The following is a 26,413-nucleotide window of genomic DNA, read 5'->3' on the forward strand; positions in this document are numbered from 1 at the left end:
TTTTACATGACATCTAATCAAGCAAACCCTGAAGTAGTTATTCAGCTCAAGGGAATGAACAAATGGTATGGTGAGTTTCACGTACTAAAAGACTTAGATCTTACCGTAACCAAAGGCGAAAAAATTGTTATTTGTGGCCCTTCCGGCTCCGGCAAATCAACGATGATTCGCTGTATCAACCGCTTAGAAGAACACCAAAAAGGCGACATAGTCGTTAACGGTACAGAGTTACAAAGTGACCTTAAAAGTATTGAAACAGTGAGAAGTGAAGTAGGTATGTGTTTTCAGCACTTCAACCTGTTCCCTCACCTTACAGTTTTGCAAAACTGTTGCTTAGCGCCAATTTGGGTGAAAAAAATCCCGAAAGCGGAAGCTGAAGCCACTGCAATGAAATACTTAGAACGGGTTAAAATCCCAGAGCAAGCCGATAAGTACCCTGGGCAACTTTCAGGTGGTCAGCAACAACGTGTGGCTATCGCTCGAAGCTTGTGTATGAATCCTTCTATCATGTTATTTGATGAACCAACATCGGCTTTAGACCCTGAAATGGTTCGTGAAGTACTTGATGTTATGGTTGAGCTAGCTAACGAAGGTATGACAATGCTGTGTGTAACTCACGAAATGGGCTTTGCTAAACAGGTAGCCGACCGTGTGATATTCATGGATAGAGGTGAAATTATCGAAGAGAATGAGCCGGTAGAGTTCTTCGAAAATCCTCAGTCTGACCGGACTAAATTGTTCTTAAGCCAGATTTTAAATCACTAGAATCAATGCCTTAAGATACTAAAAGAAAAGGAAGCCAATTGGCTTCCTTTTTTAATACCCTAAATATTTTACTTAGGTTCGGCGTTCTCTACCCTACTCTTGAGCTTTTGCCCAGGTCGGAAGGTGACTACTCGACGCGCAGAGATGGGGATATCTTCACCCGTTTTCGGATTACGACCAGGGCGTTGATTTTTCTCCCTTAGGTCAAAGTTACCGAAGCCGGAAATTTTGACTTGTTCCCCACTTTCCAAAGCCACCCGTATTTCTTCAAAAAAAGCTTCTACTACTTCTTTAGACTCTCTTTTGCTGAAGCCTAAGTTTTCAAACAAATTTTCTGCCAGGTCAGCTTTAGTTAATGCCATAACTAGTCCCTCAAGGATGCGTCAAACTCTGTACGTAACGCCTCTACAATGGTGTCAACTGTAGCGGCAATCTCTTTTTCTTCAAGGGTACGGCTTTGCTCTTGCAAGGTTAAACTGATAGCAATACTCTGCATATCGTCTGCAATGCCTTTCCCTTTGTATACATCGAATAAGTTTACGCCAACTAATTGATTTCCGCCAACTTTCTTAATGCAATTTAATAAATCGCTAGCTTTTACCTGTTGCGATACCAGTAAAGCAAGGTCGCGACGGTTTGCTGGGAACTTAGAAATGGGCTGGGCATCTGGCAATTTGCGTTGAGTAACGGCGTCTAATACCAATTCGAATACAAATATCTTACCGCTCAAGCCAAAGGCTTTAAGATGCTGAGGATGCAAAGCACCAACGTAACCAACCACTTCTCCGTTGCGCAAAATGTTAGCAGCTTGCCCAGGATGTAACGCTGGGTTTTGAGTGGCTTCAAAGCTAAAAGAGCCTGCATCAACAGTTTGCTGAATAAGCGCTTCTACATCACCTTTGATATCGAAGAAATCGAGTTCTCGTTCAGTGGTGTTCCAAGCTTCTTGATTAGCATTACCACTAATTACACCAGCAAGCATTGGAGTTTGGCTAACACCATTTTCGGCATTTTGGTCAGGAACAAAACGCAAACCAGACTCAAATACTCGAACACGAGATTGCTGGCGCTTTTGGTTGTAAGAAACCGTGTCTAACAACCCGGTCAACAAGCTTAAACGCATTACCGACATTTCTACCGATATTGGGTGTGGCAATACCATTGTTTCTTGCTGTGGGTGCAACAGTTGTTGACGTTTAGGGTCAACAAAGCTGTAAGTCACTGCTTCTTGGTAGCCACGGGCGCAAAGTAGCTGACGCAATTTAGTTGCTGGCAGTTCAACTTCTTGATGCTGACTCATTTTTAATGAAGCAACTGGAGACACATTTGGAATGTTGTTGTAACCGTAGATGCGTGCAACTTCTTCGATAAGGTCTTCTTCGATATCCATGTCAAAGCGATAGCTTGGTGCTGTCGCTTCCCAACCTTGTTCGGTTTCTGACACTGACATGCCTAAGCGGGTAAGAATTTCAGTAACTTGCTGTTTAGCAAAGCTATAACCAACAACTTTTTCTAAACGCGCGTGGCGTAAAGTAATTGTCTTAGCTTTAGGTAATTTAGTTTGGTCACCAGACTCAACGACAGGGCCAACTTCGCCACCACAAATTTCAACAAGAAGTTGAGTAGCTCGCTCAATAGCTTGGTTTTGTAGTTGGTAATCTACGCCTCGCTCATAACGGTGAGATGAGTCAGTATGTAAACCATACTGTCTAGCTCTACCGGTAATCGCTAATTTGCTAAAGAAGGCACATTCTAAAAAGATATCTTTGCTCGTTTCGGTAACACCGGTTTTCTCGCCACCAAAAATACCCGCCATCGCAATAGGGCCGCTTTGGTCGCAAATTGCTAAGGTGTTTTCTTTAAGCTCAACTTCATTACCGTCTAGCAATACCAGCTTTTCACCATTGTTCGCTAAACGAACGTCAATTGAGCCCGTTAACTTAGCTAAGTCGAAGGCGTGCATTGGCTGGCCTTGTTCAATTAACACGTAGTTAGTGATATCAACTACTGGATCAATTGAGCGAATGCCGCTGCGACGGAGGTGTTCTTGCATCCAAAGAGGCGTAGCTGCTTTTACGTTTACACCTTTAATCACACGGCCTAAATAACGTGGACATTGTTCGGTGGCTTTAACATTTACTGTGAACTTATCATCAATGTTAATTGCAGCGTTTTGCCACTGTGGCTCTGCTACATCTAATTGATTAAGTACACCTACTTCACGCGCTAAACCACGTAGGCTTAAACAATCTGCGCGGTTAGGCGTTAAATCTACTTCAATGATTACATCATCTAGCTTTAAGTAGTCACGTAAGTCGGTACCAATTGGAGCATCACTCGGCAGTTCCATAATACCGTCGGATTCGTCACTAATACCCAGTTCACTGTAGGCGCACAACATACCGTGCGATGGTTGACCACGTAGTTTGGCTTTCTTAATCTTGAAATCGCCAGGTAAAACTGCTCCAACAGTAGCTACAGCTACTTTTAAACCTTGGCGACAGTTTGGCGCTCCACAAACAATATCAAGCAGCTCATCACCACCAACATCGACTTTGGTGACTCGAAGTTTGTCGGCGTCTGGGTGTTGTCCACACTCAACGACTTCACCAATAACAACACCGTTAAAATCAGCTGCAACAGGCTCTACGCCATCTACTTCTAGGCCAGCCATGGTAATTTGTTCAGCTAACTCTTCACGAGAAACACTTGGGTTAACCCACTCTCTTAGCCAGGATTCGCTAAATTTCATCTCAATCAACCCTTAGTTAAATTGTTTTAGGAAACGTAAGTCATTTTCGAAGAATGAACGTAAATCGTTTACGCCATAACGCAACATAGTTAAACGTTCTACACCCATGCCAAAGGCGAAACCGGTGTACTCTTCAGGGTCAATGTTTACTGCGCGTAATACGTTTGGATGAACCATGCCGCAACCAAGTACTTCCAACCAACCATTCTTACCTAGTACATCAACTTCAGCGGATGTCTCGGTAAATGGGAAATAAGAAGGACGAAAACGCACTTGCATGTCTTCTTCAAAAAAGTTTTGCAAGAAATCGTACAAAACGCCTTTTAACTCGGTGAAGTTAACATTCTTGTCTACCATCAAACCTTCAACCTGATGGAACATAGGCGTATGCGTTTGGTCGTAATCGTTGCGGTATACGCGGCCAGGAGAAATAATTCTGATTGGCGGCTTTTCGGTTTCCATGGTTCTGATTTGTACGCCAGAAGTTTGGGTGCGTAATACCAAATCGGGATTAAAATAAAAAGTATCGTGGTCAGCACGTGCTGGGTGATGCTCGGGAATATTCAGTGCATCAAAGTTATGGAATCCATCTTCGATTTCGGGACCAGATTTAACTTGGAAACCTAACTCACCAAAAAACGTTTGAATACGTTCTATGGTTCTTGTTACCGGATGCAAACCGCCTAATTCATCGGTTCGACCTGGTAATGTAACGTCAACGGTTTCGGCCGCCAATTTAGCATTTAGTTCTTGTTGAACTAACAGCTCACGTTTTTGATTTAAGGCTTCTTGGATAGCTTGTTTGGCTTGGTTAATAAGTTGACCAGCTTGAGGGCGCTCTTCAGGCGATAATTTGCCAAGTCCCTGTAGCTGTTTAGTCATTAACCCTTTTTTACCTAAGTACTCTACGCGAACGTTATCTAGTTCGTTAATCGCAGAAGCTGCTTCTATGTGAGTCTTCGCCTGATTGATTAGCGCATCAAGATCTAGCATGATTTCCTCATATTCCGCCAAGGGAACGGCTGATTTTTAGTATTTAATAAGACCGGAAATAGTACTTTAATGAGTCGCTGTTGGCTAGCGCCGAAGCTTGTTTGATAAGGATTTTTACAGGAGTTTGTTGGCTATTTAAGCAGGTAGCTAGATACCAATAGAGTCGTCAGAGGAGTTAAGGCTAAACAAGCCAATTTTAGAGACAAAAAAGGCAATAAAAAAGGGAGCCTAAGCTCCCTTTTCACAAACTTGATAAAACTTATAAAGCAGCTTTTGCTTTTTCTACCAATACTGTGAATGCTGCTTTATCAAAAACAGCAATATCAGCTAGGATCTTACGATCAATTTCGATAGATGCTTTTTTAAGTCCGTCAATGAAACGGCTGTAAGACAAACCATTTTGACGAGAAGCAGCATTGATACGTGCAATCCATAATTGACGGAATTGACGTTTACGCTGACGACGGTCACGGTAAGCGTATTGACCCGCTTTGATTACCGCTTGGAAGGCTACGCGATAAACACGTGAACGTGCTCCGTAGTAACCTTTGGCTTGTTTTAAGACTTTCTTATGACGTGCACGTGCTTGTACACCGCGTTTAACTCTGGCCATTCTTAATTTCCTCTAAACTTATGCGTACGGCAACATGCGAACAATTGATGCAACATCAGAAGCAGCAATCATACCCTTCGGACGAAGGTGACGTTTAACCTTAGTACGGCGCTTAGTCAGGATGTGACGAAGACCAGCTTGTTTGTATTTAAAACCACCAGAAGCAGTTTTCTTAAAGCGCTTAGCAGCGCCTTTGTTCGATTTCATTTTTGGCATTTTACATGCACTCCGCATTGCGATATTAACAACATATAACTAAAGGCGAACAAAAACAGCTTACTGTTAAAGTAAGCTGTTCGTTACTTGGAAGCCTTAGTTACTTCTTTTTAGGGCCTAACACCATAACAGCTTGGCGACCTTCCATTTTTGGAAAAGCTTCCACAACTGCTAACTCTTCTAAATCACCTTTAATGCGATTTAGTAGATCAAAGCCGAGGCTCTGGTGTGCCATTTCACGACCACGAAAACGTAGCGTTACTTTAGCTTTGTTACCCTCTTCTAGAAAGCGAACCAGGTTGCGTAGTTTTACCTGATAGTCGCCTTCGTCAGTTCCAGGTCGGAATTTAATTTCCTTAACCTGAATCTGTTTTTGCTTCTTCTTCTGTTCTTTTACAGATTTACTCTTCTCGTAAATGAACTTACCGTAATCCATGACCCGACAAACAGGTGGTTCAGCATTCGGACTAATTTCAACTAAATCAACGCCAGATTCTTCAGCGATGTTTAGCGCTTCATTCAAACTTACAATGCCAATGGACTCACCATCTAAGCCATTAAGGCGTACTTCTTGGGCTTGAATTTCTTCATTTATCTTATGTGCTCTTGCAGCTTGTTGCTGACCACGTCTTCCGGTTTTTATAATTTATACCTCAATACAATTATTGTCACGATTGGCGATTTCTTGCTTAATCTTCTCAACAAACTTGTCTACTGCAAATTTGCCTAAGTCATCACCCTTACGAGTTCTAACCGCAACCTCATTACTTTCGACTTCTTTATCGCCGACAACCAGTAAGTAAGGAATACGCTTTAGAGTATGTTCGCGGATTTTAAAGCCTATCTTCTCATTTCTCAAGTCCGCAATGGCTCTAATGCCCTGTTTATTTAATTTTTTTACTACTTGATGGGTAAAATCGGCCTGTTTATCGGTAATATTCATTACTACAACTTGGCGAGGAGCTAACCACGTTGGGAAAAAGCCTGAGTATTCTTCGGTTAAAATACCGATAAAGCGTTCAATAGAACCTAAAATAGCGCGGTGAATCATTACCGGTACATGGCGTTCATTATCTTCACCTACAAAAGAAGCCGCTAAACGACCAGGCATAGAGAAGTCTAGTTGAACAGTACCACATTGCCATGCTCTATCGAGACAATCGTGAAGAGTGAACTCAATCTTGGGACCATAAAAGGCGCCTTCGCCTGGTAGGTATGAAAACTCAATACCTTTAGAGCTTAGTGCATCAGCTAAAGCTTTTTCAGATTTATCCCACGTTTCGTCATCACCAACGCGCTGCTCTGGGCGCGTAGAGAGTTTTACTTTAATCTCTTCAAAGCCAAAGGTTTTGTATGTCTCGTATACCATGTCGATACAAGAGGCTACTTCATCTTGAATTTGATCTTCTGTACAGAAGATGTGGGCATCATCTTGAGTAAATCCACGTACGCGCATCAAACCGTGCAAAGAGCCTGATGGCTCGTTACGGTGACAAGAGCCAAACTCCGCCATACGTAACGGAAGATCACGGTAAGATTTCAAACCTTGGTTAAAGATTTGAACATGACCGGGGCAGTTCATTGGTTTAACTGCATACTCACGGCTTTCTGATTGGGTAGTAAACATGCCATCTGAGTATTTATCCCAGTGACCTGATTTCTCCCACAAGCTGCGGTCCATGATTTGTGGCGCTTTAACTTCTTGGTATTCGTATTTAGAAAGTTGTTCGCGAATGTAACTTTCTAACTGACGGAAAATCGTCCAACCAGAGTCATGCCAGAACACCATACCTGGCGCTTCTTCTTGCATGTGGTAAAGATCTAGCTGTTTACCAATTTTACGGTGGTCACGCTTAGCAGCTTCTTCAAGGCGTTTTAAGTAAGCAGCGAGTTGCTTTTTATCTGCCCATGCTGTGCCGTATACACGTTGTAGCATTTTGTTTTTGCTATCACCGCGCCAATAAGCGCCGGCAACTTTCATCAATTTAAAGTGATGACAAAACTTCATGTTTGGCACGTGAGGGCCACGACACATATCTACGTATTCTTCGTGATGATATAAGCCTGGAGTTGCGCTTGCTTCAATGCCTTCAATAATTTCTAGTTTGTATGGCTCTTCGCGTTCTTCGAATACCGCTTTTGCTTCCGCAAGAGGAACGGTTTTCTTAACCACATCATAATTGGTTTTAGCCAGTGCCTTCATGCGCTTTTCAAGATTCTCAATATCTTCTTGAGTTAGCGAGTGCTCTAAATCTATGTCGTAGTAAAAACCATTATCAATTGTTGGACCAATGGCCATTTTGGTTTCAGGCCACATTTGTTTAATGGCATGACCCAATAAGTGAGCACAAGAGTGGCGAATAATCTCTAAACCATCTTCGTCTTTAGCGGTGATAATCGCTACTTGTGAATCTTCAGAAATAAGCTCACAAGCATCTACGCGTTCGCCGTTTACACGGCCTGCTATACACGCTTTAGCTAGGCCTGGGCCAATATCTGCAGCGATATCTAAAGTTGAAACTGGGTTTTCGAATTGACGTTGACTACCGTCAGGAAGAGTAATAACTGGCATATTTATCCTTGCTCATACAGTGGTGATGCCTACGCAACATCACATGATTTAGTCGATAAAATTGAGTACTTAATGCACTTAAAAGATGCGCAATATTAAAGGTCTGCGCAGATAACTTCAATAGCTTAGGGTTTATTGATCTAAAGACTCGTGGTTCTTGCGAATTTGAACCATAATTGAAAGGTGGACATATTGGAGTAGATGTTATGAAAAACTATGTCGAAAAAATGATTTCCTGCCCAACTTGCGGTCACCATACACCGTTAATTATTGATGCGAGCAATGGTGACCAAGATTTCTATGAAGACTGCCGAGTTTGTTGCAACCCAATTCACTGCCGCTTACAAGTAGATGAAAGCAACGACAAATTATTAGCCTTTGTAGACGCCGACGACGAACAGTACTTTTAGCCTAACCAGCGTTTTAGTTCACCGTTTTCTGCAAGCTTTTTGATGGTATCTATGGCTGTCTGAGTCGCGCTGTCTATTTCAATATTCACTAAATCCCCTACTTGCTTGTCGCCTAAAGTAGTTACCCGAAGTGTTTCGGGAATAACGTGTAACCAAAATCCTTGTTCGCTTAGTTTTCCAACCGTTAAACTAGCGCCATCAACACACACAAACCCCTTATAAATAACATAGTCGCGCCACGCCTTATCTAAGGCTAGATGAATAGCTAAATTGTTTTCTGTTGGTAACAACTCAATTATTTTAGCAGTACTATGAATATGGCCAGAGACTAAGTGGCCGCCGATCTCATCACCCACCTTTGCAGCGCGTTCAATATTTACCAAATCTCCTTCTTTTATTGTGCCTAAGTTTGTTAGACTTAGCGTTTCTTGAATCAAGTCGAATTGAACACCTTGTTCGCTTATGTTGACCACCGTTAAACAGGTTCCGTTTACGGCAACACTGGCGCCTATTTTCAAGCCTTCGGTATCCGCTAAATCAACCCAGAGTTGCATGAAACCTGGTGAAAACTCGACTTTGACAACTTTTCTTTTACTCTGAACTATTCCGGTGAACATGAAGCATTTTTTCCTGGGTTTTAAACAACGTTTTTCTAAAGAGTGTTTTGCCATTTTACGACTGGCAGGTCCTATTGTAGTTGCTCAACTTACCATAACCGGCATGAGTTTTGTCGATACGATTATGGCGGGATCGGTAAGCCCTACTGATTTAGCCGCTGTAGCAGTAGCTGCAAGCTTTTTTAACCCAATAATCTTGCTACTTCAAGGCATATTAATGGCGGTAACGCCGCTAGTAGCCTATCAAATTGGCGCTAAGCAGGCGCACAACGGTGGTAATATTTTTCGTCAAGCTTTAGTGATTTCTCTGCTACTTGCAGCCGTTGCTTGGGTTATTCTTTGGTTTGCGCCAAGTGTATTCAATATCATGGATGTTGAAGAACAGCTGGTTGGCTTAACCAAACAGTATCTATATTTTGTAAGTTTTGGTTTACCCGCCTTTGCTTTATACCAGGTATTAAGAGGGGTAAACGAAGCGTGTTCTAACATAAAAGCCATAATGCTGATTGGTATAATTGGCTTGTTAATCAACATTCCCATCAACTACATCTTTATTAACGGGCTATATGGCATGCCCAAATTAGGCGGCGCAGGTTGTGGCGTCGCAACCGCTATGGTGAATTGGTTTATGGCCTTGGCTATGTTGGTATATGCCACTAGAAGTAAAACCTTACTGCCACTTAAACTATTTGAGCGTTACAACGGACTAGACTGGCCAATAGTTTCACGAATTTTCAAACTAGGTTTACCTATCGGCGGTGCGATATTCTTTGAGGTAACCTTGTTTTCGATGATTGCCCTACTACTTTCTCCTCTTGGCGCAGACATTGTAGCGGCTCACCAAATTGCACTTAACTTTACCTCAATGGTATTTATGCTGCCCTTAAGTATTGGTATCGCTCTTACCATTCGAGTAGGTAATTTTATGGGTGAGAAATCCTTAGATAAAGCGCGGATCACCGCCTACAGCGGAATCATATTGTCTATTATCATCACCCTATTTATTGCCAGCGCCACCATTGTATTTCGTCACAACATTATTGGTTGGTATACCGAAAATACAACGGTTGCTGCAATTGCGGCTCCACTCTTTTTATTGGCCGCTACTTACCAGCTATCTGACTCGCTTCAAGTTTGTTGCGCCGGAGCACTTAGGGGCTACCAAGATACTCGCTTCATCTTAATTGTTACCCTTATTAGCTTTTGGCCAATAGGCTTAGGCGTGGGTTCTATACTTACCTTTACAGATTACTTCACTGAAAAACCTATGGGAGTGATCGGTTTCTGGATAGCCATTGTATTAGCACTAACGGCCTGTGCTATCGGTTTATGCTGGCGCTTAATATGGGCAAGTAACAACCCAGACAAACTTCACCTAATCAATAAGGAAGCATGAGTAAAAAGCAATTCACCCTATACCTGTTTTTATTCTCCAGCATAGCAGCAGGTGCTTATGGTGTGTTGCATTGGCTTAAGCCGCCTAGCGATCGGCTATTTCTAGACTACAGCACACGGCTAAACCGTGTGCTTTCAATATCCATAGAAGCGCCAAACCAAGCTCCAACCCTTCCTACTATTTCTTGGCGAACCAATTTACGAGTTGAACCAGAGCTAACACTGTCGCTGCTAGACAGCTTAGCGCTAAAATCTTGTGGTTTAGACCAATTGGTATTCGAGAAAAATTCAAGCCTAGGTAAACATGCCAGCGCAGACTACCGCTTAGTGTGGCACACCGAATCTATTGGTGGACTACAAACTTGTCTAAACGATCTTCAGCTTAAACCAGAGTTAAGAACCACTCTTACGCATATCTTAGAAACTAAGCTTGCTGCAATTGATGTGTATTGGAATAACTACTTGCTCAATGAGCAAAGCCTAAGACACTTGTGGATTAGCCAACAACGGCTAAGTGTTAACCCCTTATCTACTTATCGCGCTTTAGCTTTAAACCTCCAGGAATTAAGCCATATTCATAAACAGCTAAAAGCTAGCGACACCATTGATAAAGAACAGTTATTAAGCTTAAGTGAACGGCTGCAGAAAGGAGCAAGCATTGTTGCTTTGCTACAAGAGTTAAACGTAACAAGCGCTTGGCTTAATCAAGTTTCTGGCGCCTTAGCGTCACGCCAGTTTAGTTGTCATGAGAGTGAAGAGAAATATCAAATACTGCAGAACATACTAAGCAAAGTTTACACCTTAAAAGTTCAAGATTATCTGGCAGAGTTAGACCAGAGTGCCGGTTTAGTGTTGCCTGTTCTGTCACCGCTAATGCAACAATCCCATCCCCTGCTATTAGAACGTGCCCACGCCATTCATGTTGAATTTAAACAGGCAAATCGACAACACGTAAACCAATGGAAATTGATTTTAGAAAGCTGTAACTAAGCTTTAGAGAAACACTCCTCATGCAAGTTCACTGTTGCACATCACCCAGTACTGCTTAATCATTGAGCATACAACTCTCATATTCTTTAACAGCGGTTGACGACCGCTTAGAGTTACAGTACCTTTCGCTGCGTAGGATAAAACCTAGTAATACAACCGTAGCTCAGTTGGTTAGAGCACCACCTTGACATGGTGGGGGTCGGTGGTTCGAATCCACTCGGTTGTACCAAAATCTAAAACGATATTCGCGTAGCTCAGTTGGTTAGAGCACTACCTTGACATGGTAGGGGTCGGTGGTTCAAATCCACTCGCGAATACCACCTCTTAATCGTCCCTACTCTTTTATTTTTCATACAGCCTTTAAGTAATGTTGCTGAATTCGCGCTTGCGGTTCTAGGTTTAAATTGCTTAAGTAAGCTTGTTGACTTACCCGCCCCTGTTCTAAAAACACCATGTAATCGGCTAAACGTTTAACCTCTTCTAAGTCGTGGCTTACATATACAACCGGAATCGAAAGCTGCTGATGTAGTCTTTCCAAATAAGGAATGATCTCTTGTTTTAGAGTGGCATCTAATGCTGATAGTGGCTCGTCCATTAACAATAGCTTTGGTGAACTTAGCAAAGCTCTAGCAATTGCAACACGCTGGCGTTCTCCCCCTGATAAACAGCTGGGTCTGCGTGTTAGTAAATGTGAAATACTCAATAACTCACAAGTATCGCTAATACTTACTTTTCGTTTTTCTCGACGTGTTAAGCGGTGACCAAACAACAAGTTTTGTTCTACGTTTAGATGCGGAAATAAACTGGCTTCTTGGAATACATAGCCAATTTCTCTTTGATGAGTAGCAAGATAGATCCCTTGCTTATCATCTTGCCAAACCTCACCATTGACCGAAAAATAGCCACCACTAAAACGATCTAAACCAGCCATTGCGCGTAAACACGAGGTTTTACCAGAACCCGAAGGGCCAAACAAAGCAGATACACCGGTTTGGGGCAAAGTAAGCTCAATGTTCAACGTAAAGTCATCACGCTGGCTGTGCAATTGCAATTCTAAGCACATAGTTTAAGCCTCTGTTTAGTAAAATCGTTCAAGCTATAGATAATGAGCAAAGCAACAAATGAAAACACCAACATTCCGCCCGCTAACCAATGAGCTTGACCATATTCTAATGCCTCAACATGGTTATATATTTCTATCGACATCACTCGCGTTTCACCTGGAATATTGCCGCCGATCATAAGCACTACGCCAAACTCTCCAATGGTGTGGCAAAAGCCCAAAATGGCAGCGGCAAAAAATCCTGGCCTAGCGAGGGGAAAAGCGACTTTCCAAAACACTCGCCAAGGACTTGCACGTAATGTCATAGCCACTTCTAAGGGTCGTTTACCTATTGCTTCAAAAGCGTTTTGCATGGGCTGCACAACAAACGGCAAGGTATGTACTACACAAGCAATCACAATGCCGGTGAAAGTGAATGGCAATCGCCCTACTCCTAGTTGCTCAGATAAACTGCCTAAGGGGCCGTTTGGCCCAAGTAGCAGCAGTAGATAAAAACCCAATACAGTTGGCGGTAGCACTAGCGGCAACGCAAACATTGCACCTATTAGTGACTTTAAAGGCGATTGAGTTTGCGACATCCACCACGCTAATGGCGTGGCAATAATCAATAACACCAAAGTAACAACACTGGCCAACTTAAGCGTTAGATAAACCACAGTTATATCGGGCATTTAGCACTCCTTTGCCATTTGGCTACTTAAGGTCGTATCCAAAATCTTTAATTAGCTGCTTAGATTGTTCTGTTTGCAAATACGCTAAAAATTGTTTTGCGGCTGCATTGTTACTGCCTTGCTTAAGTAACACTGCGTCTTGTTTAATTGGTGAGTACAGCTCATTTGGCACTAACCATAGCGAGCCGCCATTTAACTGCTTATCAACGAGTACTTGGGATAAAGCAACAAAACCGAGATCAACTGCGCCAGAACTAATTTGTTGGTAGGTTTGTCCAACAGATTGCCCCTCTACAAATTTAGGCTCAAGTTTGTTGTAAACGCCAAGATTTTTCATTGCGCTAACCGCGGCAGCCCCATAGGGAGCTGTTTTAGGGTTACAAATAGCGATATGCGTTAATTCTTCTTTTAGTATTTCACCTTTGCCGTCCACTAACTCTGGGTTGTTCGACCACAGCACCAAGGATCCTAAGGCATAGGTAAACTGGCTTTCTGGCTCAGCTAATCCCTCTTCCACTAATAAACTAGGTCGTTGTTGGTCCGCGGCTAAAAACACCTCAAAAGGCGCACCATTTTTAATCTGTGCATACAACTTACCTGTTGAACCAGCAGACACTTGAACGTGATGCCCGGTTTCTTTTTGGTAGTGTTCGACCAAGGTCAAAACAGGTTTATAAAAATTTGCAGCCACAGCTACTTTAATCTCTGCAGCTTGAAGGCTTGTTACTTTTAGTGTTGCTACAACCAGTAAAACCCAACTAACACATAAGTTGCTTAATAGTTTTTTCATTACTACTTCCTAGAGTTTAATAACTACAAATAATGACTGCGGATGCACTAAAAGAGACGGCTACTTGGCTCTCCTCTTTTATATCCAGTTGTTCCTCAAGTACGCTTGGAACAATAGCGGATAAGTTTTTTTGTTCGGCTAGCTGAACACTAATATCCAAGTTGTCTGGCCCTTTGTTTATGCGGCTAACCCGCCCGACAAATTGGTTAGTGTTACTTTTGGCGGTATCTGCACCTTTGCGAATGCTTACTTGAGAGGCTTTTATCAAGCACAAAACTTCGCTGCCTAGTGTAAGATTTAGCTCTTCTACAGATTCCATAGACAGTAAGGCGTTAACGGTTAGTTGGCGGCTTATTGCCACTTTAACCAAACAGTTAACTGATTTTTTATCAATCAATACAACTTGGCCAAGTAGTTGATTTCTTGCGCTGCAACGCAAACTCATACGACGCATTAGTTGTCTAAATTCAACTACGTTTAGCTGCTCATCACAGGGTTCGTTAATTTTCGGCTTCAATTGTTCAAAAGCTTGCTGATACTCAAGCTCCAAGGCTCGGTATAAACTTAACAGGCCAATTCCGTAATCTGTCAGCTGAGTTCCACCTCCATGTTTACCGCCACTTTTTTTAATGACCAAAGGATGTTCAGATAAGTTGTTAATTGCATCTAGCGCATCCCAAGCTGCTTTATAAGACATAGGAATAGACTTAGCCGCTGCACTTAGAGAACCGTATTCAGTAATGGCCTCTAAAAGCTTTATTCGTTTATCACTAAGAAATGGACCTAGCTCACTGCAAAGCTTAATTTTTCCCATCAGTGGTTGGTTGGTATGATTAAGTTCTCTTAAGGTCATATTCGCACCTATACAACGCCTTTGGGCGCTCAGTTAAATTGAACAAATGCGAACTAAACGCACCGTTAGTTACCTTATTGCAAGCACGACGCCAACCAACAAATATCGTTAAGAAGCCCGTTAATACGGGGATTAAGCAACAAAGTAAGGTGACTAATAGCTGTAGCGAAGCTAACAAACTACGCTGTATTGTTAGCTATATAACGAAGGCCTAAAGCAAGAAAAAAGGGCTAATTAAATTAGCCCTTTGAAACAGTTTTAATCAACGAAGCATTCGGAATAGGATGAACATTCCTGACAACTTGGTGCTCTGCAAACGTAGTCCCCACCTTGTTGGCAAAGCTGACGGTAAAAGAAACGTTTCCAGCGCATGTTGTTAGTATTTTGCTGATGTAATAACGGAAAGTTATATTTAAGTAATTCCCCAAGTTCACTGCGGTTGCGCAGCCCTAAGCTATGCCAAAGATGCGATTGAGATAAACAGGCAGTGGCCACAATAATTGCCATTTGAAAGGCAAAAGGTACTTTGTCGTTGCAATGAGCAAATAGCAGCGCACTCAGCTCGTTACGTTCTTGTATGCGTAGCTCAAATACTTCTTCTAGTACTTGAGCGCGTTTACGCAAACCCGCTTTAAAGGGCTGTTTCCACAAGAGCTCTTGTTTACTAATATCGTCACTAGCAATTGCCCGTTTTAAGTCCATATAACTGGCATTATCTAAGCCAAGACCATAAGGCAGTTCGGCTTGGCCAGTTAATTGGCTATGAATGACCAACTTAAACCAATTTCTATTGTGCATAGACATTGGCGGGCAAACCCGAGATAAAGCTTGTTGCCACTCTGTACCTATAAAACTAGTGGTTTCTTGAAGAGTTTGTATTTCCATAAACGCTCCTAACTTAAGGCAATAACGTTGGCTTCTTGGGGCAATCCGGTTAACGAACCAGGAGGATTTAACGCACAACCGTTTGCATCAACAATGGCGGTTTCTACTGGGCAGATTTGAGCGCACTGGGCACCGTTAACGTTTTTTGCACATTCATCACAGCGGTGAGCGATAACCGAAAACTGTTTGTCATCGCTGATAATTGCCTTACTTGGACATACTTCTTTACAGGCATAACAGGCGATACATGCTTTAGTGATAGTAAAGGCCATTAGCTACACTCCCCCATGCTGCAAGGAGAATTACTTGTCTCTGCTTGTGAACGTAAACCCTGTTGAAGCTCTTTAAGCGCTAAGTCCACATCGCGCAGTGCATAATCGGTGCTCACTTGGACCTTAAACTCCGAGAGTTCTTGTTGAGGTGCAAAACCAATTCGGCTGCACAGAATTTTGTCGAAGTGCTTTAGTTGGCTTAAGTCTTTAGCTGCAGATTCGTCACACTGCTGACCGCCTCCGCAATATTGTTGCCACACAAAGTTATCTAGTTGTTTGATTTCGTCGGCACTAACTTGATAGTGCAAGAACTGGGTAGCATGGCCAAAATGCTGATCAATTAAACTTAAGCTTTTGCTAGCTACTGCGACTTGTATGGTCTTGGGTGCTGGTAAAGTGATACTACTTTCTAGCTGACTAATATCTACATCTTGGCCAAGTTTACCCACTGCATCGGCACGGCATTGCTGGCAATGCGTCATTTGCTGCATACTTTGTCCTGCTTGCTCTCTAGCAAGGTTTAACTCTTCTTTGCTGGGCTCTCGCTGCCCCATTAATCCAAAGTAAGTACCATGTGATGGATCAGAGATTAATGGCATAATGTTGTGAATAAAGGCACCATAGCGACCGAGCTCTTTAGCCAAAGACTCTACGTGGAAGTCGTTGATCCCAGGGATCAGTACGGTGTTCACTTTAACCAGCATCCCTGCCTTAATTGCAGCCTCTAAACCTAGTAGCTGACGATCAATTAAGGTTTGGGCTGCCTCGCGTCCGCGCAAGCGGCGTTGGTTGAAATACACCCAGGGATAGATTCGCTGACCAATATCTGCATCAATACAGTTAATGGTAATGGTTAAGTGTTTAACGCCAGCAGCAAGTAAGGAATCAAGCTGATCGACTAATGCTAAACCGTTGGTAGATACACAAAGGTGAACATCATCGTCTACCTTGGCTATCGCTTTTAAACTGGCTAAGGTTGCTTTTGGATTTGCCAGTGGGTCACCCGGACCGGCAATTCCCACCACCTGGGTTTCAGGCACGTGCTGTTTAACTTTTACAAACCGGGTAGCTGCTGCTGCGGGAGACAGTAACTTCGACACCACTCCAGGTCGGGTTTCGTTGCTGCAATCAAACTTTCTATTACAGTAGTTACATTGAATATTACACGCTGGCGCTACCGGTAAATGGATCCGTGCATATTGGTGGCCTTCTTTAGAAAAGCAAGGATGCTTTGCTACCAAGGCGGCTTGCTCGCTGGCTTTTAAGCTTAATGGACTATTTCCATCGAATGGCTTAAGTGTTTGTATTGTCATGAAAAGCTTCCTTGTTCACTACTATAAAGTAAGTAGTGCAAGGGCTATTCCAACTAGCTTTTCCTGTAATTACAGTAACTTAAATGCTATTTTTTTGGAGCTTGTGAGCCTGTCTGTAGTAATTGTTGCAAATACTACAGCCTTAACGCAGCTAGTAGCTCATAAACTTAGCCATGTTCTGCTAGCTAAGGTGGTAACAACAGTCTTTTGGCTATAACCACTTACAAACCTTAATAGCTCTATTCCTAGACGTTTTTTAAGTAAGTCCGCTAAGCTAAACGGGTCTTTCTAAATCCCATTGTCAATAAGCAACCAACAATAGCTTGGCTTGAAACAAACTTGAGCTTGTAAATGATCTAAGGCAAAAGCGGTTAGGTCATGCCAAAATCCATGACCTTCACGCAGAGTTTCTGAGGGAGTTTTCCAATGATATCCGGTTAAAGTGGCTTGCTAACGCTGATGCTAATTGCTTTAGCTAAGCCGCTGTTACATTAATTGGCATAAGTCGGCTACAACACTAAATGACAGCTCATCCTTTAGAGTTGCCTTACATTAATGTTCATAACTTGAATCCGATAAGCAATTTGTCGTGGCGTCATATTAAGTAAACGCGCCGCTTTTGCTTGCACCCATCCGGCCTGCTCTAAAGCAGCAATAACCCGTTCTCTTTCATCCATTTCAGGGCTATCCAGAGTGACTTTTTCCATACTGGGTCGCGGACTTATTTTTGGCCCGTCTAAGCCATCAATAACGATCAAGTCTTGGTCAATCACTCCGCTCTCACTCATCACCGATGCACGCTCTAGCAAGTTTTCTAACTGGCGAACATTACCCGGCCAGTCGTAAGCCATCATCATACGAATTGCGCCGTCGGTAAGTTGTAGTTCTCGTCTTTGTTGCTTAGCGAGTTTATCAATTAAAAACTCTGCCAAATCCGGTAAGTCTTCGATTCTATCGCGCAACGGTGGCGGGAACATCGGCATTACGTTCAGTCTGTAATACAAATCTTCTCGAAAGCGATCTTGTTTTACCTCTTCTTCAAGATTACGGTTAGTCGCGGCAAGTATCCGCACATCTACATTAATGGTTTGAGTGCTGCCTACCCGTTCAAACTCTCCTTCCTGTAATACTCGCAATAGCTTTGCTTGAAACGCAGAAGAAATTTCGCCAATTTCGTCTAAAAATAAGGTGCCGCCGTCGGCCATTTCAAAGCGGCCTTTGCGTTGCTTAACCGCTCCGGTAAAGGCGCCTTTTTCATGACCAAACAGCTCAGATTCAAGCAAGTTATCCGGTAAAGCAGCACAGTTTAGTTTGATAAATGGTCCGGTAGCCCGCGGCGAATTGTAGTGAATTGCATTGGCAATTAGCTCTTTACCTGTGCCTGATTCGCCGCGAATCAGCACCGTGCTATCCCATTTGGACACCAAACGGATCTGCTCAAATACTCTACGCATTACCCGAGAGTGGCCAACAATGTTGTCCATGCTGTAATTGCTTCTTACCTTGCGGCGTAATCTATCGCGCTCAGCCTCTAGTTGGTCGGTTTGCACCGCAACGTCTTTGGCCAGCAATACGCTTTTAGCGATTAAGTTGGCGGTCATTTCAAGAAAACGGGTAAACAAGGCTAGCTTTTCTGGCGCATCTATTTGCGGTTGAGCAGCAAGCACTCCTAATACTTCGTTAGACTTTTTAATTGGCACCGCAATAAACGGCAAATCGAGAGCGTATAGGTCTAACTTGTCAGCAAAGCGTAAATCATTAGACACCTTGCTCAATACTATCGGCTGTTTTTGAGTAAGCACTGTGCCTACAATGCCCTCTCCCGGACGATAGCGGATGTTTTTTGCCACACTGCCATTTTCATGATTTGGCGTGTGCACCGTATCTACGCTAAGCATTTGTTCGTTTTCTGCAATTAGCGCTAACATTGCGTGTTGCAACATAGCCTTGTCGTGTAATACCTGCAGCACTTTGGTTACGCTTTGTTTGTAATCTAAGCTGTTGGTTAATACGCTGCTAACGTCGTACAAGGCAGCTAAATGTTTCTCTGCAATATGAGATTCGCGTTTCGTTGAATATTCCATTATTCACCTCGTTTACGTCTACGAAGAGGAAGTACGATGCGTGCTTTACAGCCGCCTAAAGATGTAGATAAGTACTGAACGGTGCCGCTATGTTCACTAACCACTTGCTGAACAATGCTTAAGCCAACGCCACGACAGCCGCTATGGTTACTGGGTTTAGTGCTGTAAAAGGGTTCAAATACTTTCAGTTGCAGTTCTTTTCTAATGCCAGGGCCGCTGTCTTCTACGGTGATTTCGATTTCTTCGTCCACCAATTGAGTACTGCAAACAATTTCTCGGCGGGTTTTCTTGGCATAATCAATCGCCTCAATGGCGTTATCGATAAGCTGTTTTAAGGCCACGCGCAGTCGAGAAGGTTGCCCAATTAACGAAGGTAGTGTGCCATTTAAACTAAGCTGCATAGTGATGCTGCGATTTAGCAGTCGGTCGCTAGATAACTCGGTTACTTCATGAACCAGCTGATTAATATTAAGCGACTGAGTTGGCTCGTGTGGTTTGCGCGGTAAGGCGCTTTCTAATTGAGCAATGGCTGCGTGCCCTGCTTCTAAGCCTGCCTGCATGGCTGCAGTTCTTGCGCAGTTGTTAGCCACCCCACAAAACATTTGTAAGGCAGAGTCAATCATATTAATTGGCCCTTGAATCTGATGTATCGCTGCGTGCAGAGCTTCTTGCATACTGTGCAAGGCTTCCGATTCTTCGGTAGATCGGCGTAACTCCGACAACAGTTGCTGCGCTTGTCTGCGCCGTTCTTTACTTACCTCGCTTAGAGTGATGACCAAATAGCGACTAAGTTTAGGGACAAAATAGTCATCAACCTCAGTGCCATTAATGTTCACCGTAGAGAGACAACAGCTAAACCAGCGTTTACGCTTACCCTTGCCCACTTCTACATTAAAGGTTTGGCCTTCGTTAAAGGCTCCATCAGCACCTTGGTTTCCTTTTAGTTGCTCTAAGGCGATGCTCACCGGCTCTTCGTTAAAATCGCTACGTAGGGTTTTGTAAGATAGATTATCTAATATCACTTGTTGAGATTGGTCTAACAAGGCAATCGCAACCGGAGCGGTATTTAACACCGCTTCAACCATCAGTTTCTGATTAGCCGCCTTGGTGTGTTGCTGATGTCGTTCACTAATATCTTGGTGAACACTAACGTAATGAGTGATGTTGCCTTGCTCGTTTTGCAAGCCAGTTATCGAGAGTTCTGCTAGGTAACGTTGGCCAGATTTCTTTTTATTAACCAAACGCCCATTCCAGTTTCCTCCACTACTAATGCAAGCCCACAGGGCTTGGTAAACTTCTTTAGGGGTGGTTTTATAACTCAGTAAGGAATGGTTGTTGCCAATCAGATCGTTTTGACTATAACCAGTGATTTCGGCAAAACGTTTATTCACAAACACAAAGTTTGCATCTAAATCACTTACCGACATAGCCATTGGCATTTGCTCTAACACACTAAAGCATTGCGATAGGATTTGGTTTTCGCTCAAAGGAGCTAATTCTTCGAAGGCTTGCTCTAAGGTAGATTTAAGTTCATTCATCATTCAATCAATCCTTTGCATTGCTGGCTTAACGGCTGAACATAAGGGTCAATGCAAGCGCCATTCCTTTCGCAAACACACCGTGCCACAAGGGCTTGTTGAATAAACATTGTTTGATTTACAACAAATTTAACTAATCTATCAGTTAAATTTGTCGTGTTTACCACCCTAAAATTTCTGAAAACTCCACTATCGTTTTGTCTCTAATACCCAGTAATACGTGGATTCTTTCCCCAATTTGGTTCATCTCCCCAACTTGGTACACGCCCTGCAATACAGCCAATAGCGATTCAATAGTGTGGAGTAACTAATGGCTGACTACCTGCTTATTTTCATTAGCACTGCGGTGGTAAACAACGTTGTCTTAGGTAAGTTTCTAGGTTTGTGCCCGTTTATGGGGGTATCAAGCAAAATTGACAGCGCGCTTGGCATGGGATTAGCGACCACCTTTGTGTTGTGTTTAGCCGCCATTGCCGCCTGGGTGATTGAAGCTTTGCTGCTCGCCCCCTTAGGTATTCAAGTAATGCGGATCTTAGTGCTTATTTTGGTGATTGCCGCAGTAGTTCAACTTACCGAGCTTATCATTCAAAAAAATAGCCCAGAGCTCTACCAAGCCTTGGGAGTTTTCCTACCGCTAATTACCACCAACTGCGCTGTGCTAGGTGTTGCTTTGCTAGTTGTACAAAACAACATGAACTTCATCGAAACCCTTTGTTATGCCTTTGGCTCTGCAGCAGGATTTAGTTTAGTAATTGTGTTGTTTGCCGGTTTACGCCAGCGACTCAAACTTGCCAAGGTTCCAGTAGCCTTTGAAGGCCTTCCCATTGCATTTATAACAGCTGGCTTGCTGTCTATGGCCTTTTTAGGCTTTAGCGGCTTAGTTAGCCAATAGGAGCCAAACATGATTATTGTTTCCATCATCTTACTTATCTTGCTCGGCGCAAGCCTAGGAGCGTTGCTGGGTTGGGCCTCAAAGGCATTAAAAGTGGAAGGCGACCCAAGAGTCGATGAACTAGAAGCCATGTTACCCGGCGGCCAATGTGGCCAGTGTGGCGAACCCGGCTGTCGCCAAGCTGCCGAAGCCATGGTTAAAGGTAATTTATCTCCTTCTTGCTGCCCCCCTGGAGGCAATGCCTTAGCGGCAAGCATAGCCAGTTTATTGGGTGTAGAAGTAAGTAATGACCCCGATGCTGTTCCGGTGGTTGCTTATATAGACGAAAGCCAATGTAGTGGCTGTACTCGATGCTTTAAAGCGTGCCCTTTTGACGCCATTGTTGGTGCCAGCAAACAAATGCATACAGTAATTAGCCAAGTATGTACCGGCTGTCGTTTATGCGAGAAGGCGTGCCCGCAAGGATGTTTAAGCATGCAAGCCCAACAAGTTCAGCTTAATACTTGGCAATGGCCAAAACCGCAAACGGCCTAAGGAGCGAACATGTTTAGCCTAAAACCAAAACCGTTTAATGGTGGTGTTCACCCTAAAGGTTATAAAGAACTCACCCAGCAACAAGATATCAGTAAAAGCTTTGTCCCAGACCGCGTTTATTTGGGTATGCAGCAACGCAATGGCTCAATGCTTAATAGCCTAGTTGCGATTGGCGACCAAGTAACAAAAGGTCAGCTTATCGCCCGCGGAAGCAACGACATGACGGTGCCCTTACATTCTCCAGTAAACGGCACCGTGGAAGACATTAAACCATTTTTAAGCAGCCACCCTTCGGGCATTAAGAGCCAAACCTTGGTGATTTCAAATAACGGAGATAAACGCTGGGGTGAAGATTATCCCTCCAGTGATTACCAAAAGCTTAGCCACGAACAAATAGTAGAACGGGTACTTAAAGCCGGCGTTGTGGGTTTAGGCGGAGCTGGATTTCCAACCGGAATAAAGCTTCGTTTAGCGCGTAAGTCAAAAGTACATACCTTGCTCATTAATGGTGGTGAATGTGAACCCTATTTAACCTGTGATGATCGGCTAATGCGCGAGCAAGCATCCGAGATCATCGCTGGCATTAAACTTATGGCTAAGGCTATTGGGGCAACCTCTACCATTATTGCCATCGAAGACAACAAACCTGAAGCGATTAATGCAATAAAACAGGCCTGTGATGGCTTTAACGGGATTAGTTTAAAAGTTGTCCCTAGCCTTTACCCAATGGGCTCAGAGCGACATTTAATTAAAGCCGTAACGGGTATCGCTATAGAGCCTGGCCAACTTAGTACCGCTCAGGGAATATTGGTACACAACGTAGCTACCGCAAAAGCGGTCTATCAGGCGGTACGTTACCAACGCCCACTGATCGAGCGCGTGATCACCGTATCTGGTGATGCAGTAGAGTCGCCAGCCAATATTACCGTACCTATCGGAAGCTTAGTTTCTCAGGTCATCGCCGAATGTGGTGGCTTAAAAGCAGAAGCTAAAAGAATGATTGCTGGCGGACCAATGATGGGGCAAGTATTACCTTCACCTTTTGTTCCCATCGATAAAAGTGTTGGCGGTTTATTAGCTTTAAGCGAAGAAAAAATAAACCAAAGGGAAAGCCAAGACTGTGTGCGATGTGGTAACTGCGTAAAAGTATGCCCAATGGGTTTAATGCCTTTTCAAATGGCCGCACATAGCAACAACGATGACTGGCAAGGCGCGCAGGAGTTTGGCCTAGATTCTTGTTTATTATGTGGTGCTTGTAGCTACATTTGCCCCTCTAGTATTCCTTTGGTGCAATATTTTCAACATGCAAAATCCAATATCAATGCGCAACGCAGCATGACCCAAAAATCTAACTTAGCTCGCCAACTAACCGAAGCACGCCAACAGCGTTTAGCGCGTGAAGCCGCTGCTAAAAAAGCGGCGAAAGCTGCTAAGCGAAAACGCCCTACACGCTCTCGTAATACTCAAGGAGAAAGCTAATGGCCGCATTTAATCCAGTAGCAGCGCCTCATACCCATTCGGGCTTATCTACTACCAACATCATGTATTTGGTAATACTGGCACTAAGTCCAGCAGCCTTACACGGGGTTTGGCTATTTGGCTTACCAGCCGTCACAGTGCTGGTGAGTTGCTGCATCAGCGCTTGGCTAAGCGAAGTAGTCTGCTTACAGCTACAAGGTAAAAACTGGTTAAGCAGTGTTGATGGTTCTTCGCTACTTACAGCTCTATTGCTGGCAATGAGCTTACCCGCTAGCACTCCTTGGTGGATAGCAAGCATTGGCTGTGCGTTTGCTATTATGATTGGCAAGCACGTATATGGCGGATTAGGTCACAACCCCTTTAATCCCGCCATGCTTGGCCGAGTTATGTTACTTATTTGCTTTCCTTTCGAGTTAACCAACTGGCAAGCAACCAGTAGCCCAAGCTTAGGTGCAGAGGGATTAGCGTTTAGCCAACAATGGATGGGAATTGACGGAGTAAGTGCTGCTACGCCTTTGGCAGATTTGAACCAAGTTCAAGCTTGGAATGAATTGCTTATAGGTACACATGCTGGCAGCTTAGGCGAAACTAGCGCTTTGCTCATTGCCTTAGGCGGTCTATTTTTAATTTGGCGCGGCATTATTCGACCTTACATCCCCTGCTCCTTGCTACTTGGGATTGCGATCCCTGCCAGTATCGCTCATTGGATTAATCCACAAGACTTTGCTTCAGCTTTCTCCCATCTATTATCTGGTGGTGCGATGCTAGCAGCATTTTTCATCGCAACTGATTTAGTGACTTCACCTACTAGTCCGCGTGGACAATTGTTGTTTGGCGCCGGTTGTGGCTTGCTCATTTGGCTAATTCGCAGTTTTGGTAGTTATCCAGAAGGCGTAGCCTTTGCAGTGCTGATTATGAATGCAGGTACGCCAGTAATTGATCACTATTTACGCCCCAAAATCTTTGGCAGCCAATCTCTATTTAAACGCAGCAAAGGAGCCTAGTTATGACCTTACCTTGCGTTGAAAAACACATTAATAGCAGTATTTATCAATCATTATCCTTAGCGGTGGCAGTTGGATTATCCAGCGCCTTATTGTTGGGCTTAAACACCATTACCTCGCCAGTTATCGCTCAACGCGTTAATGAAGACAAACTTGCAGCCATTGAACTAGTAATGCCTAGTTCTCTATACCAAAACGCCTTACTCGCTACAGAACATCCTTTTGTAGTGAATGACCGGCAATACACGGTATATAACGCCTTAGATCAACAAGGCCAAGCCAGCGGCTACGTGGTGCAAGTAAGCGCCAAAGGATATGCCGGACCAATTAACTTGCTAGTGGGTGTAGATGCTTCATTAGAAATTTTAGGCGTACGTGTACTAAACCATAGCGAAACACCTGGCCTAGGCGACAAAATCGAAATTGCTAAAAACCCTTGGGTCCTTAGTTTTAATCAAAAAAGCTTAAGTAATACCTCAAGCAAAGCCTGGGCAGTGAAAAAAGATGGCGGCGAGTTTGACCAATTTACCGGCGCAACCATTACCCCGCGTGCAGTGGTTAATGCAGTGCACCAAGCCTTAAGTGATCTAGCGGCTAAACAAGGAGTAAAAGCATGAGTAAATACAAAAACATCATTGCTGACGGCCTATGGAATAACAACGTAGTACTCGGCCAATGTTTGGCACTGTGTCCATTACTGGCGGTAACCTCAAGCGCTACCAACGGTTTAGGCCTTGGCTTAGCAAGTTTGGTGGTGATGGTAATGGCAAACTTGATCAGCGCCCTAAGCAAAAACTATGTTAGCCGTGCGGTGCGCATCCCAATAAACATATTGATGATAGCCACCTTGGTTACCATTACCGATATGTTATTGAATGCTTGGGTTCATCCCCTACATAAAGTATTAGGCCTTTTTATTCCGCTTATTGTCACCAACTGCGCCATTCTAGGCCGGGTAGAATCCTTTGCCAGTAAACAAGCACCATTGCCTGCAGTGGTAGATGGTTTCGCAATGGGCTTTGGTTTTACTTGGGTATTGGTGTTTTTAGGTGGTGTACGGGAGATGATTGGCTCAGGCACCTTGTTTGCCGACGCCCACATATTGTTGGGCCCCGCTTTCAAAGCCATAGAGTTCACCATAATCCCCGATTACCGAGGGCTGCTGTTAGTAATTTTACCGCCTGGTGGATTTTTAGTTCTTGGTGGATTGCTTAGCCTGCATAGACTCATCCAGCAAAAACTAGAAAATAGAGCGAAACCAGCAGCAGTTTGCTCAGCCAAAGTTAGCGTTCAGCAATAGGAGGTTACTATGTTAGTGAGCATTGCCTACGCCACTCCTCAGCAGCAACTTTGCATTAATGTAGAAGTGGTAGAAGAAAGCAGCGTGATTAACGCCTTGCATCAATCAGGCATCTTAGATTTATGCCCGGAAATACAACTGGATAAACAAAAAGTAGGGATATTCGGCAAATTTGTAACCTTAGAAAGTCAGCTGGTTGCAGGAGACCGAATAGAAGTTTATCGGCCTATCACATGGAAGCCTCCGATAGAAGAAGATGAAGACGATGATGATTAAGCAACAGACCAGAGCCTAGTTCTAAATCAAATAAGCAATAAGCTAACAACTTATTGCTTATTTGCTTCTATTCATCTGCTCGCTTCGTCTTAAAACAAACAATCTTCAACAATAGCTCTGTTGTATTTATAACAAA

Annotated in this window: 28 protein-coding genes and 2 tRNA genes; 13 read left to right on the forward strand and 17 right to left on the reverse strand. The window is 43.5% G+C overall.

Annotation, left to right across the window (positions count from 1 at the left end):
• The first annotated feature begins 6 nt into the window (after positions 1 to 6).
• Positions 7 to 765 carry an amino acid ABC transporter ATP-binding protein gene (locus tag K5609_RS10895; protein ID WP_221077162.1) on the forward strand — a complete coding sequence of 253 codons (759 nt, stop codon included), beginning with the start codon at positions 7 to 9 and terminating at the stop codon, positions 763 to 765.
• A gap of 68 nt (positions 766 to 833) precedes the next feature.
• On the opposite strand, the gene ihfA is transcribed toward K5609_RS10895, so the two are convergent.
• The 7 genes from ihfA to thrS all read right to left on the reverse strand — a co-directional run bounded on the left by ihfA (position 834) and on the right by thrS (position 7,911).
• The gene (ihfA, locus tag K5609_RS10900; RefSeq protein ID WP_016401503.1) at positions 834 to 1,127 is read right to left on the reverse strand and encodes an integration host factor subunit alpha; all 294 of its coding nucleotides are present in this window, start codon (positions 1,125 to 1,127) and stop codon (positions 834 to 836) included.
• A 2-nt stretch (positions 1,128 to 1,129) separates the two neighbouring features.
• Positions 1,130 to 3,517, reverse strand: coding sequence for a phenylalanine--tRNA ligase subunit beta (gene pheT / locus K5609_RS10905; protein ID WP_221077163.1), 2,388 nt, complete (start codon positions 3,515 to 3,517; stop codon positions 1,130 to 1,132).
• A 12-nt stretch (positions 3,518 to 3,529) separates the two neighbouring features.
• Positions 3,530 to 4,510: a phenylalanine--tRNA ligase subunit alpha gene (gene pheS / locus K5609_RS10910; RefSeq protein WP_163134457.1), complete on the reverse strand. Its 981-nt coding sequence runs from the start codon at positions 4,508 to 4,510 to the stop codon at positions 3,530 to 3,532.
• A gap of 259 nt (positions 4,511 to 4,769) precedes the next feature.
• The gene (gene rplT, locus K5609_RS10915) at positions 4,770 to 5,123 is read right to left on the reverse strand and encodes a 50S ribosomal protein L20 (protein WP_016401506.1); all 354 of its coding nucleotides are present in this window, start codon (positions 5,121 to 5,123) and stop codon (positions 4,770 to 4,772) included.
• Positions 5,124 to 5,141: 18 nt separating this feature from the next.
• On the reverse strand, positions 5,142 to 5,339 hold the full coding sequence (gene rpmI / locus K5609_RS10920; RefSeq protein WP_016401507.1) for a 50S ribosomal protein L35: 198 nt from the start codon (positions 5,337 to 5,339) through the stop codon (positions 5,142 to 5,144).
• Positions 5,340 to 5,439: 100 nt separating this feature from the next.
• Positions 5,440 to 5,982, reverse strand: coding sequence for a translation initiation factor IF-3 (gene infC, locus K5609_RS10925; protein ID WP_084681800.1), 543 nt, complete (start codon positions 5,980 to 5,982; stop codon positions 5,440 to 5,442).
• A gap of 3 nt (positions 5,983 to 5,985) precedes the next feature.
• Positions 5,986 to 7,911: a threonine--tRNA ligase gene (gene thrS / locus K5609_RS10930; protein WP_221077164.1), complete on the reverse strand. Its 1,926-nt coding sequence runs from the start codon at positions 7,909 to 7,911 to the stop codon at positions 5,986 to 5,988.
• Positions 7,912 to 8,117: 206 nt separating this feature from the next.
• Here thrS and K5609_RS10935 point away from each other — a divergent pair, with 206 nt between their 5' ends.
• Complete coding sequence (locus K5609_RS10935; protein ID WP_221077165.1) at positions 8,118 to 8,321, forward strand: CPXCG motif-containing cysteine-rich protein; 204 nt, start codon at positions 8,118 to 8,120, stop codon at positions 8,319 to 8,321.
• Here K5609_RS10935 and K5609_RS10940 read toward each other — a convergent pair.
• Entirely contained in the window at positions 8,318 to 8,938 is a 621-nt protein-coding gene (locus K5609_RS10940; RefSeq protein ID WP_221077166.1) for a riboflavin synthase subunit alpha, read from the reverse strand. The genes K5609_RS10935 and K5609_RS10940 overlap by 4 nt on opposite strands.
• On the opposite strand from K5609_RS10940, the gene K5609_RS10945 reads away from it, so the two are divergent.
• The 4 genes from K5609_RS10945 (at position 8,937) to K5609_RS10960 (ending at position 11,643) form a co-directional block, all read left to right on the forward strand.
• Positions 8,937 to 10,334, forward strand: a complete 1,398-nt coding sequence (locus K5609_RS10945) for an MATE family efflux transporter (protein WP_221077167.1) — start codon at positions 8,937 to 8,939, stop codon at positions 10,332 to 10,334. The genes K5609_RS10940 and K5609_RS10945 overlap by 2 nt on opposite strands.
• On the forward strand, positions 10,331 to 11,323 hold the full coding sequence (locus K5609_RS10950; RefSeq protein WP_221073684.1) for a DUF3080 family protein: 993 nt from the start codon (positions 10,331 to 10,333) through the stop codon (positions 11,321 to 11,323). Before K5609_RS10945 ends, K5609_RS10950 begins: the two co-directional genes overlap by 4 nt.
• Before the next feature lie 152 nt (positions 11,324 to 11,475).
• Positions 11,476 to 11,552 (forward strand) — tRNA-Val (locus K5609_RS10955).
• Between the two features lie 14 nt (positions 11,553 to 11,566).
• Positions 11,567 to 11,643, forward strand: a tRNA-Val gene (locus tag K5609_RS10960).
• Between the two features lie 29 nt (positions 11,644 to 11,672).
• Here K5609_RS10960 and modC read toward each other — a convergent pair.
• The 9 genes from modC to nifL form a co-directional block, all read right to left on the reverse strand.
• The gene (gene modC / locus K5609_RS10965; RefSeq protein WP_221073685.1) at positions 11,673 to 12,386 is read right to left on the reverse strand and encodes a molybdenum ABC transporter ATP-binding protein; all 714 of its coding nucleotides are present in this window, start codon (positions 12,384 to 12,386) and stop codon (positions 11,673 to 11,675) included.
• Positions 12,377 to 13,057: a molybdate ABC transporter permease subunit gene (modB, locus tag K5609_RS10970; RefSeq protein WP_221073686.1), complete on the reverse strand. Its 681-nt coding sequence runs from the start codon at positions 13,055 to 13,057 to the stop codon at positions 12,377 to 12,379. The genes modC and modB overlap by 10 nt, the downstream gene beginning before the upstream one ends.
• Before the next feature lie 22 nt (positions 13,058 to 13,079).
• A complete protein-coding gene (gene modA / locus K5609_RS10975; protein ID WP_221073687.1) occupies positions 13,080 to 13,847 on the reverse strand; it encodes a molybdate ABC transporter substrate-binding protein in 768 nt (255 codons plus the stop codon).
• Between the two features lie 16 nt (positions 13,848 to 13,863).
• Entirely contained in the window at positions 13,864 to 14,700 is an 837-nt protein-coding gene (locus K5609_RS10980; RefSeq protein WP_221073688.1) for a TOBE domain-containing protein, read from the reverse strand.
• A 258-nt stretch (positions 14,701 to 14,958) separates the two neighbouring features.
• The gene (locus tag K5609_RS10985; protein ID WP_221073689.1) at positions 14,959 to 15,585 is read right to left on the reverse strand and encodes a nitrogen fixation protein NifQ; all 627 of its coding nucleotides are present in this window, start codon (positions 15,583 to 15,585) and stop codon (positions 14,959 to 14,961) included.
• Between the two features lie 8 nt (positions 15,586 to 15,593).
• On the reverse strand, positions 15,594 to 15,857 hold the full coding sequence (locus tag K5609_RS10990) for a 4Fe-4S dicluster domain-containing protein (protein ID WP_221073690.1): 264 nt from the start codon (positions 15,855 to 15,857) through the stop codon (positions 15,594 to 15,596).
• Positions 15,857 to 17,170, reverse strand: coding sequence for a nitrogenase cofactor biosynthesis protein NifB (gene nifB, locus K5609_RS10995; protein ID WP_221073691.1), 1,314 nt, complete (start codon positions 17,168 to 17,170; stop codon positions 15,857 to 15,859). The genes K5609_RS10990 and nifB overlap by 1 nt, the downstream gene beginning before the upstream one ends.
• Positions 17,171 to 17,706: 536 nt before the next feature.
• On the reverse strand, positions 17,707 to 19,254 hold the full coding sequence (nifA, locus tag K5609_RS11000; protein ID WP_221073692.1) for a nif-specific transcriptional activator NifA: 1,548 nt from the start codon (positions 19,252 to 19,254) through the stop codon (positions 17,707 to 17,709).
• On the reverse strand, positions 19,254 to 20,795 hold the full coding sequence (gene nifL / locus K5609_RS11005) for a nitrogen fixation negative regulator NifL (RefSeq protein WP_221073693.1): 1,542 nt from the start codon (positions 20,793 to 20,795) through the stop codon (positions 19,254 to 19,256). The genes nifA and nifL overlap by 1 nt, the downstream gene beginning before the upstream one ends.
• A 307-nt stretch (positions 20,796 to 21,102) precedes the next feature.
• On the opposite strand from nifL, the gene rsxA reads away from it, so the two are divergent.
• From rsxA to K5609_RS11040, 7 genes are read left to right on the forward strand one after another with little or no spacing between them, the layout of a single operon-like run.
• A complete protein-coding gene (gene rsxA, locus K5609_RS11010; RefSeq protein WP_221073694.1) occupies positions 21,103 to 21,684 on the forward strand; it encodes an electron transport complex subunit RsxA in 582 nt (193 codons plus the stop codon).
• A gap of 9 nt (positions 21,685 to 21,693) precedes the next feature.
• On the forward strand, positions 21,694 to 22,218 hold the full coding sequence (locus tag K5609_RS11015; RefSeq protein WP_221073695.1) for an RnfABCDGE type electron transport complex subunit B: 525 nt from the start codon (positions 21,694 to 21,696) through the stop codon (positions 22,216 to 22,218).
• A 9-nt stretch (positions 22,219 to 22,227) separates the two neighbouring features.
• Positions 22,228 to 23,697: an electron transport complex subunit RsxC gene (rsxC, locus tag K5609_RS11020; protein WP_221073696.1), complete on the forward strand. Its 1,470-nt coding sequence runs from the start codon at positions 22,228 to 22,230 to the stop codon at positions 23,695 to 23,697.
• A complete protein-coding gene (locus K5609_RS11025) occupies positions 23,697 to 24,701 on the forward strand; it encodes an RnfABCDGE type electron transport complex subunit D (RefSeq protein ID WP_221073697.1) in 1,005 nt (334 codons plus the stop codon). Before rsxC ends, K5609_RS11025 begins: the two co-directional genes overlap by 1 nt.
• Before the next feature lie 2 nt (positions 24,702 to 24,703).
• The gene (gene rsxG, locus K5609_RS11030; protein ID WP_221073698.1) at positions 24,704 to 25,318 is read left to right on the forward strand and encodes an electron transport complex subunit RsxG; all 615 of its coding nucleotides are present in this window, start codon (positions 24,704 to 24,706) and stop codon (positions 25,316 to 25,318) included.
• Positions 25,315 to 26,001, forward strand: a complete 687-nt coding sequence (locus K5609_RS11035; RefSeq protein ID WP_221073699.1) for an electron transport complex subunit E — start codon at positions 25,315 to 25,317, stop codon at positions 25,999 to 26,001. Before rsxG ends, K5609_RS11035 begins: the two co-directional genes overlap by 4 nt.
• Before the next feature lie 9 nt (positions 26,002 to 26,010).
• On the forward strand, positions 26,011 to 26,277 hold the full coding sequence (locus K5609_RS11040) for an RnfH family protein (protein ID WP_220721353.1): 267 nt from the start codon (positions 26,011 to 26,013) through the stop codon (positions 26,275 to 26,277).
• Positions 26,278 to 26,413 lie beyond the last annotated feature (136 nt).

Origin of the sequence: Agarivorans aestuarii (genome assembly GCF_019670125.1) — a bacterium.
Lineage (GTDB): Bacteria > Pseudomonadota > Gammaproteobacteria > Enterobacterales > Celerinatantimonadaceae > Agarivorans > Agarivorans aestuarii.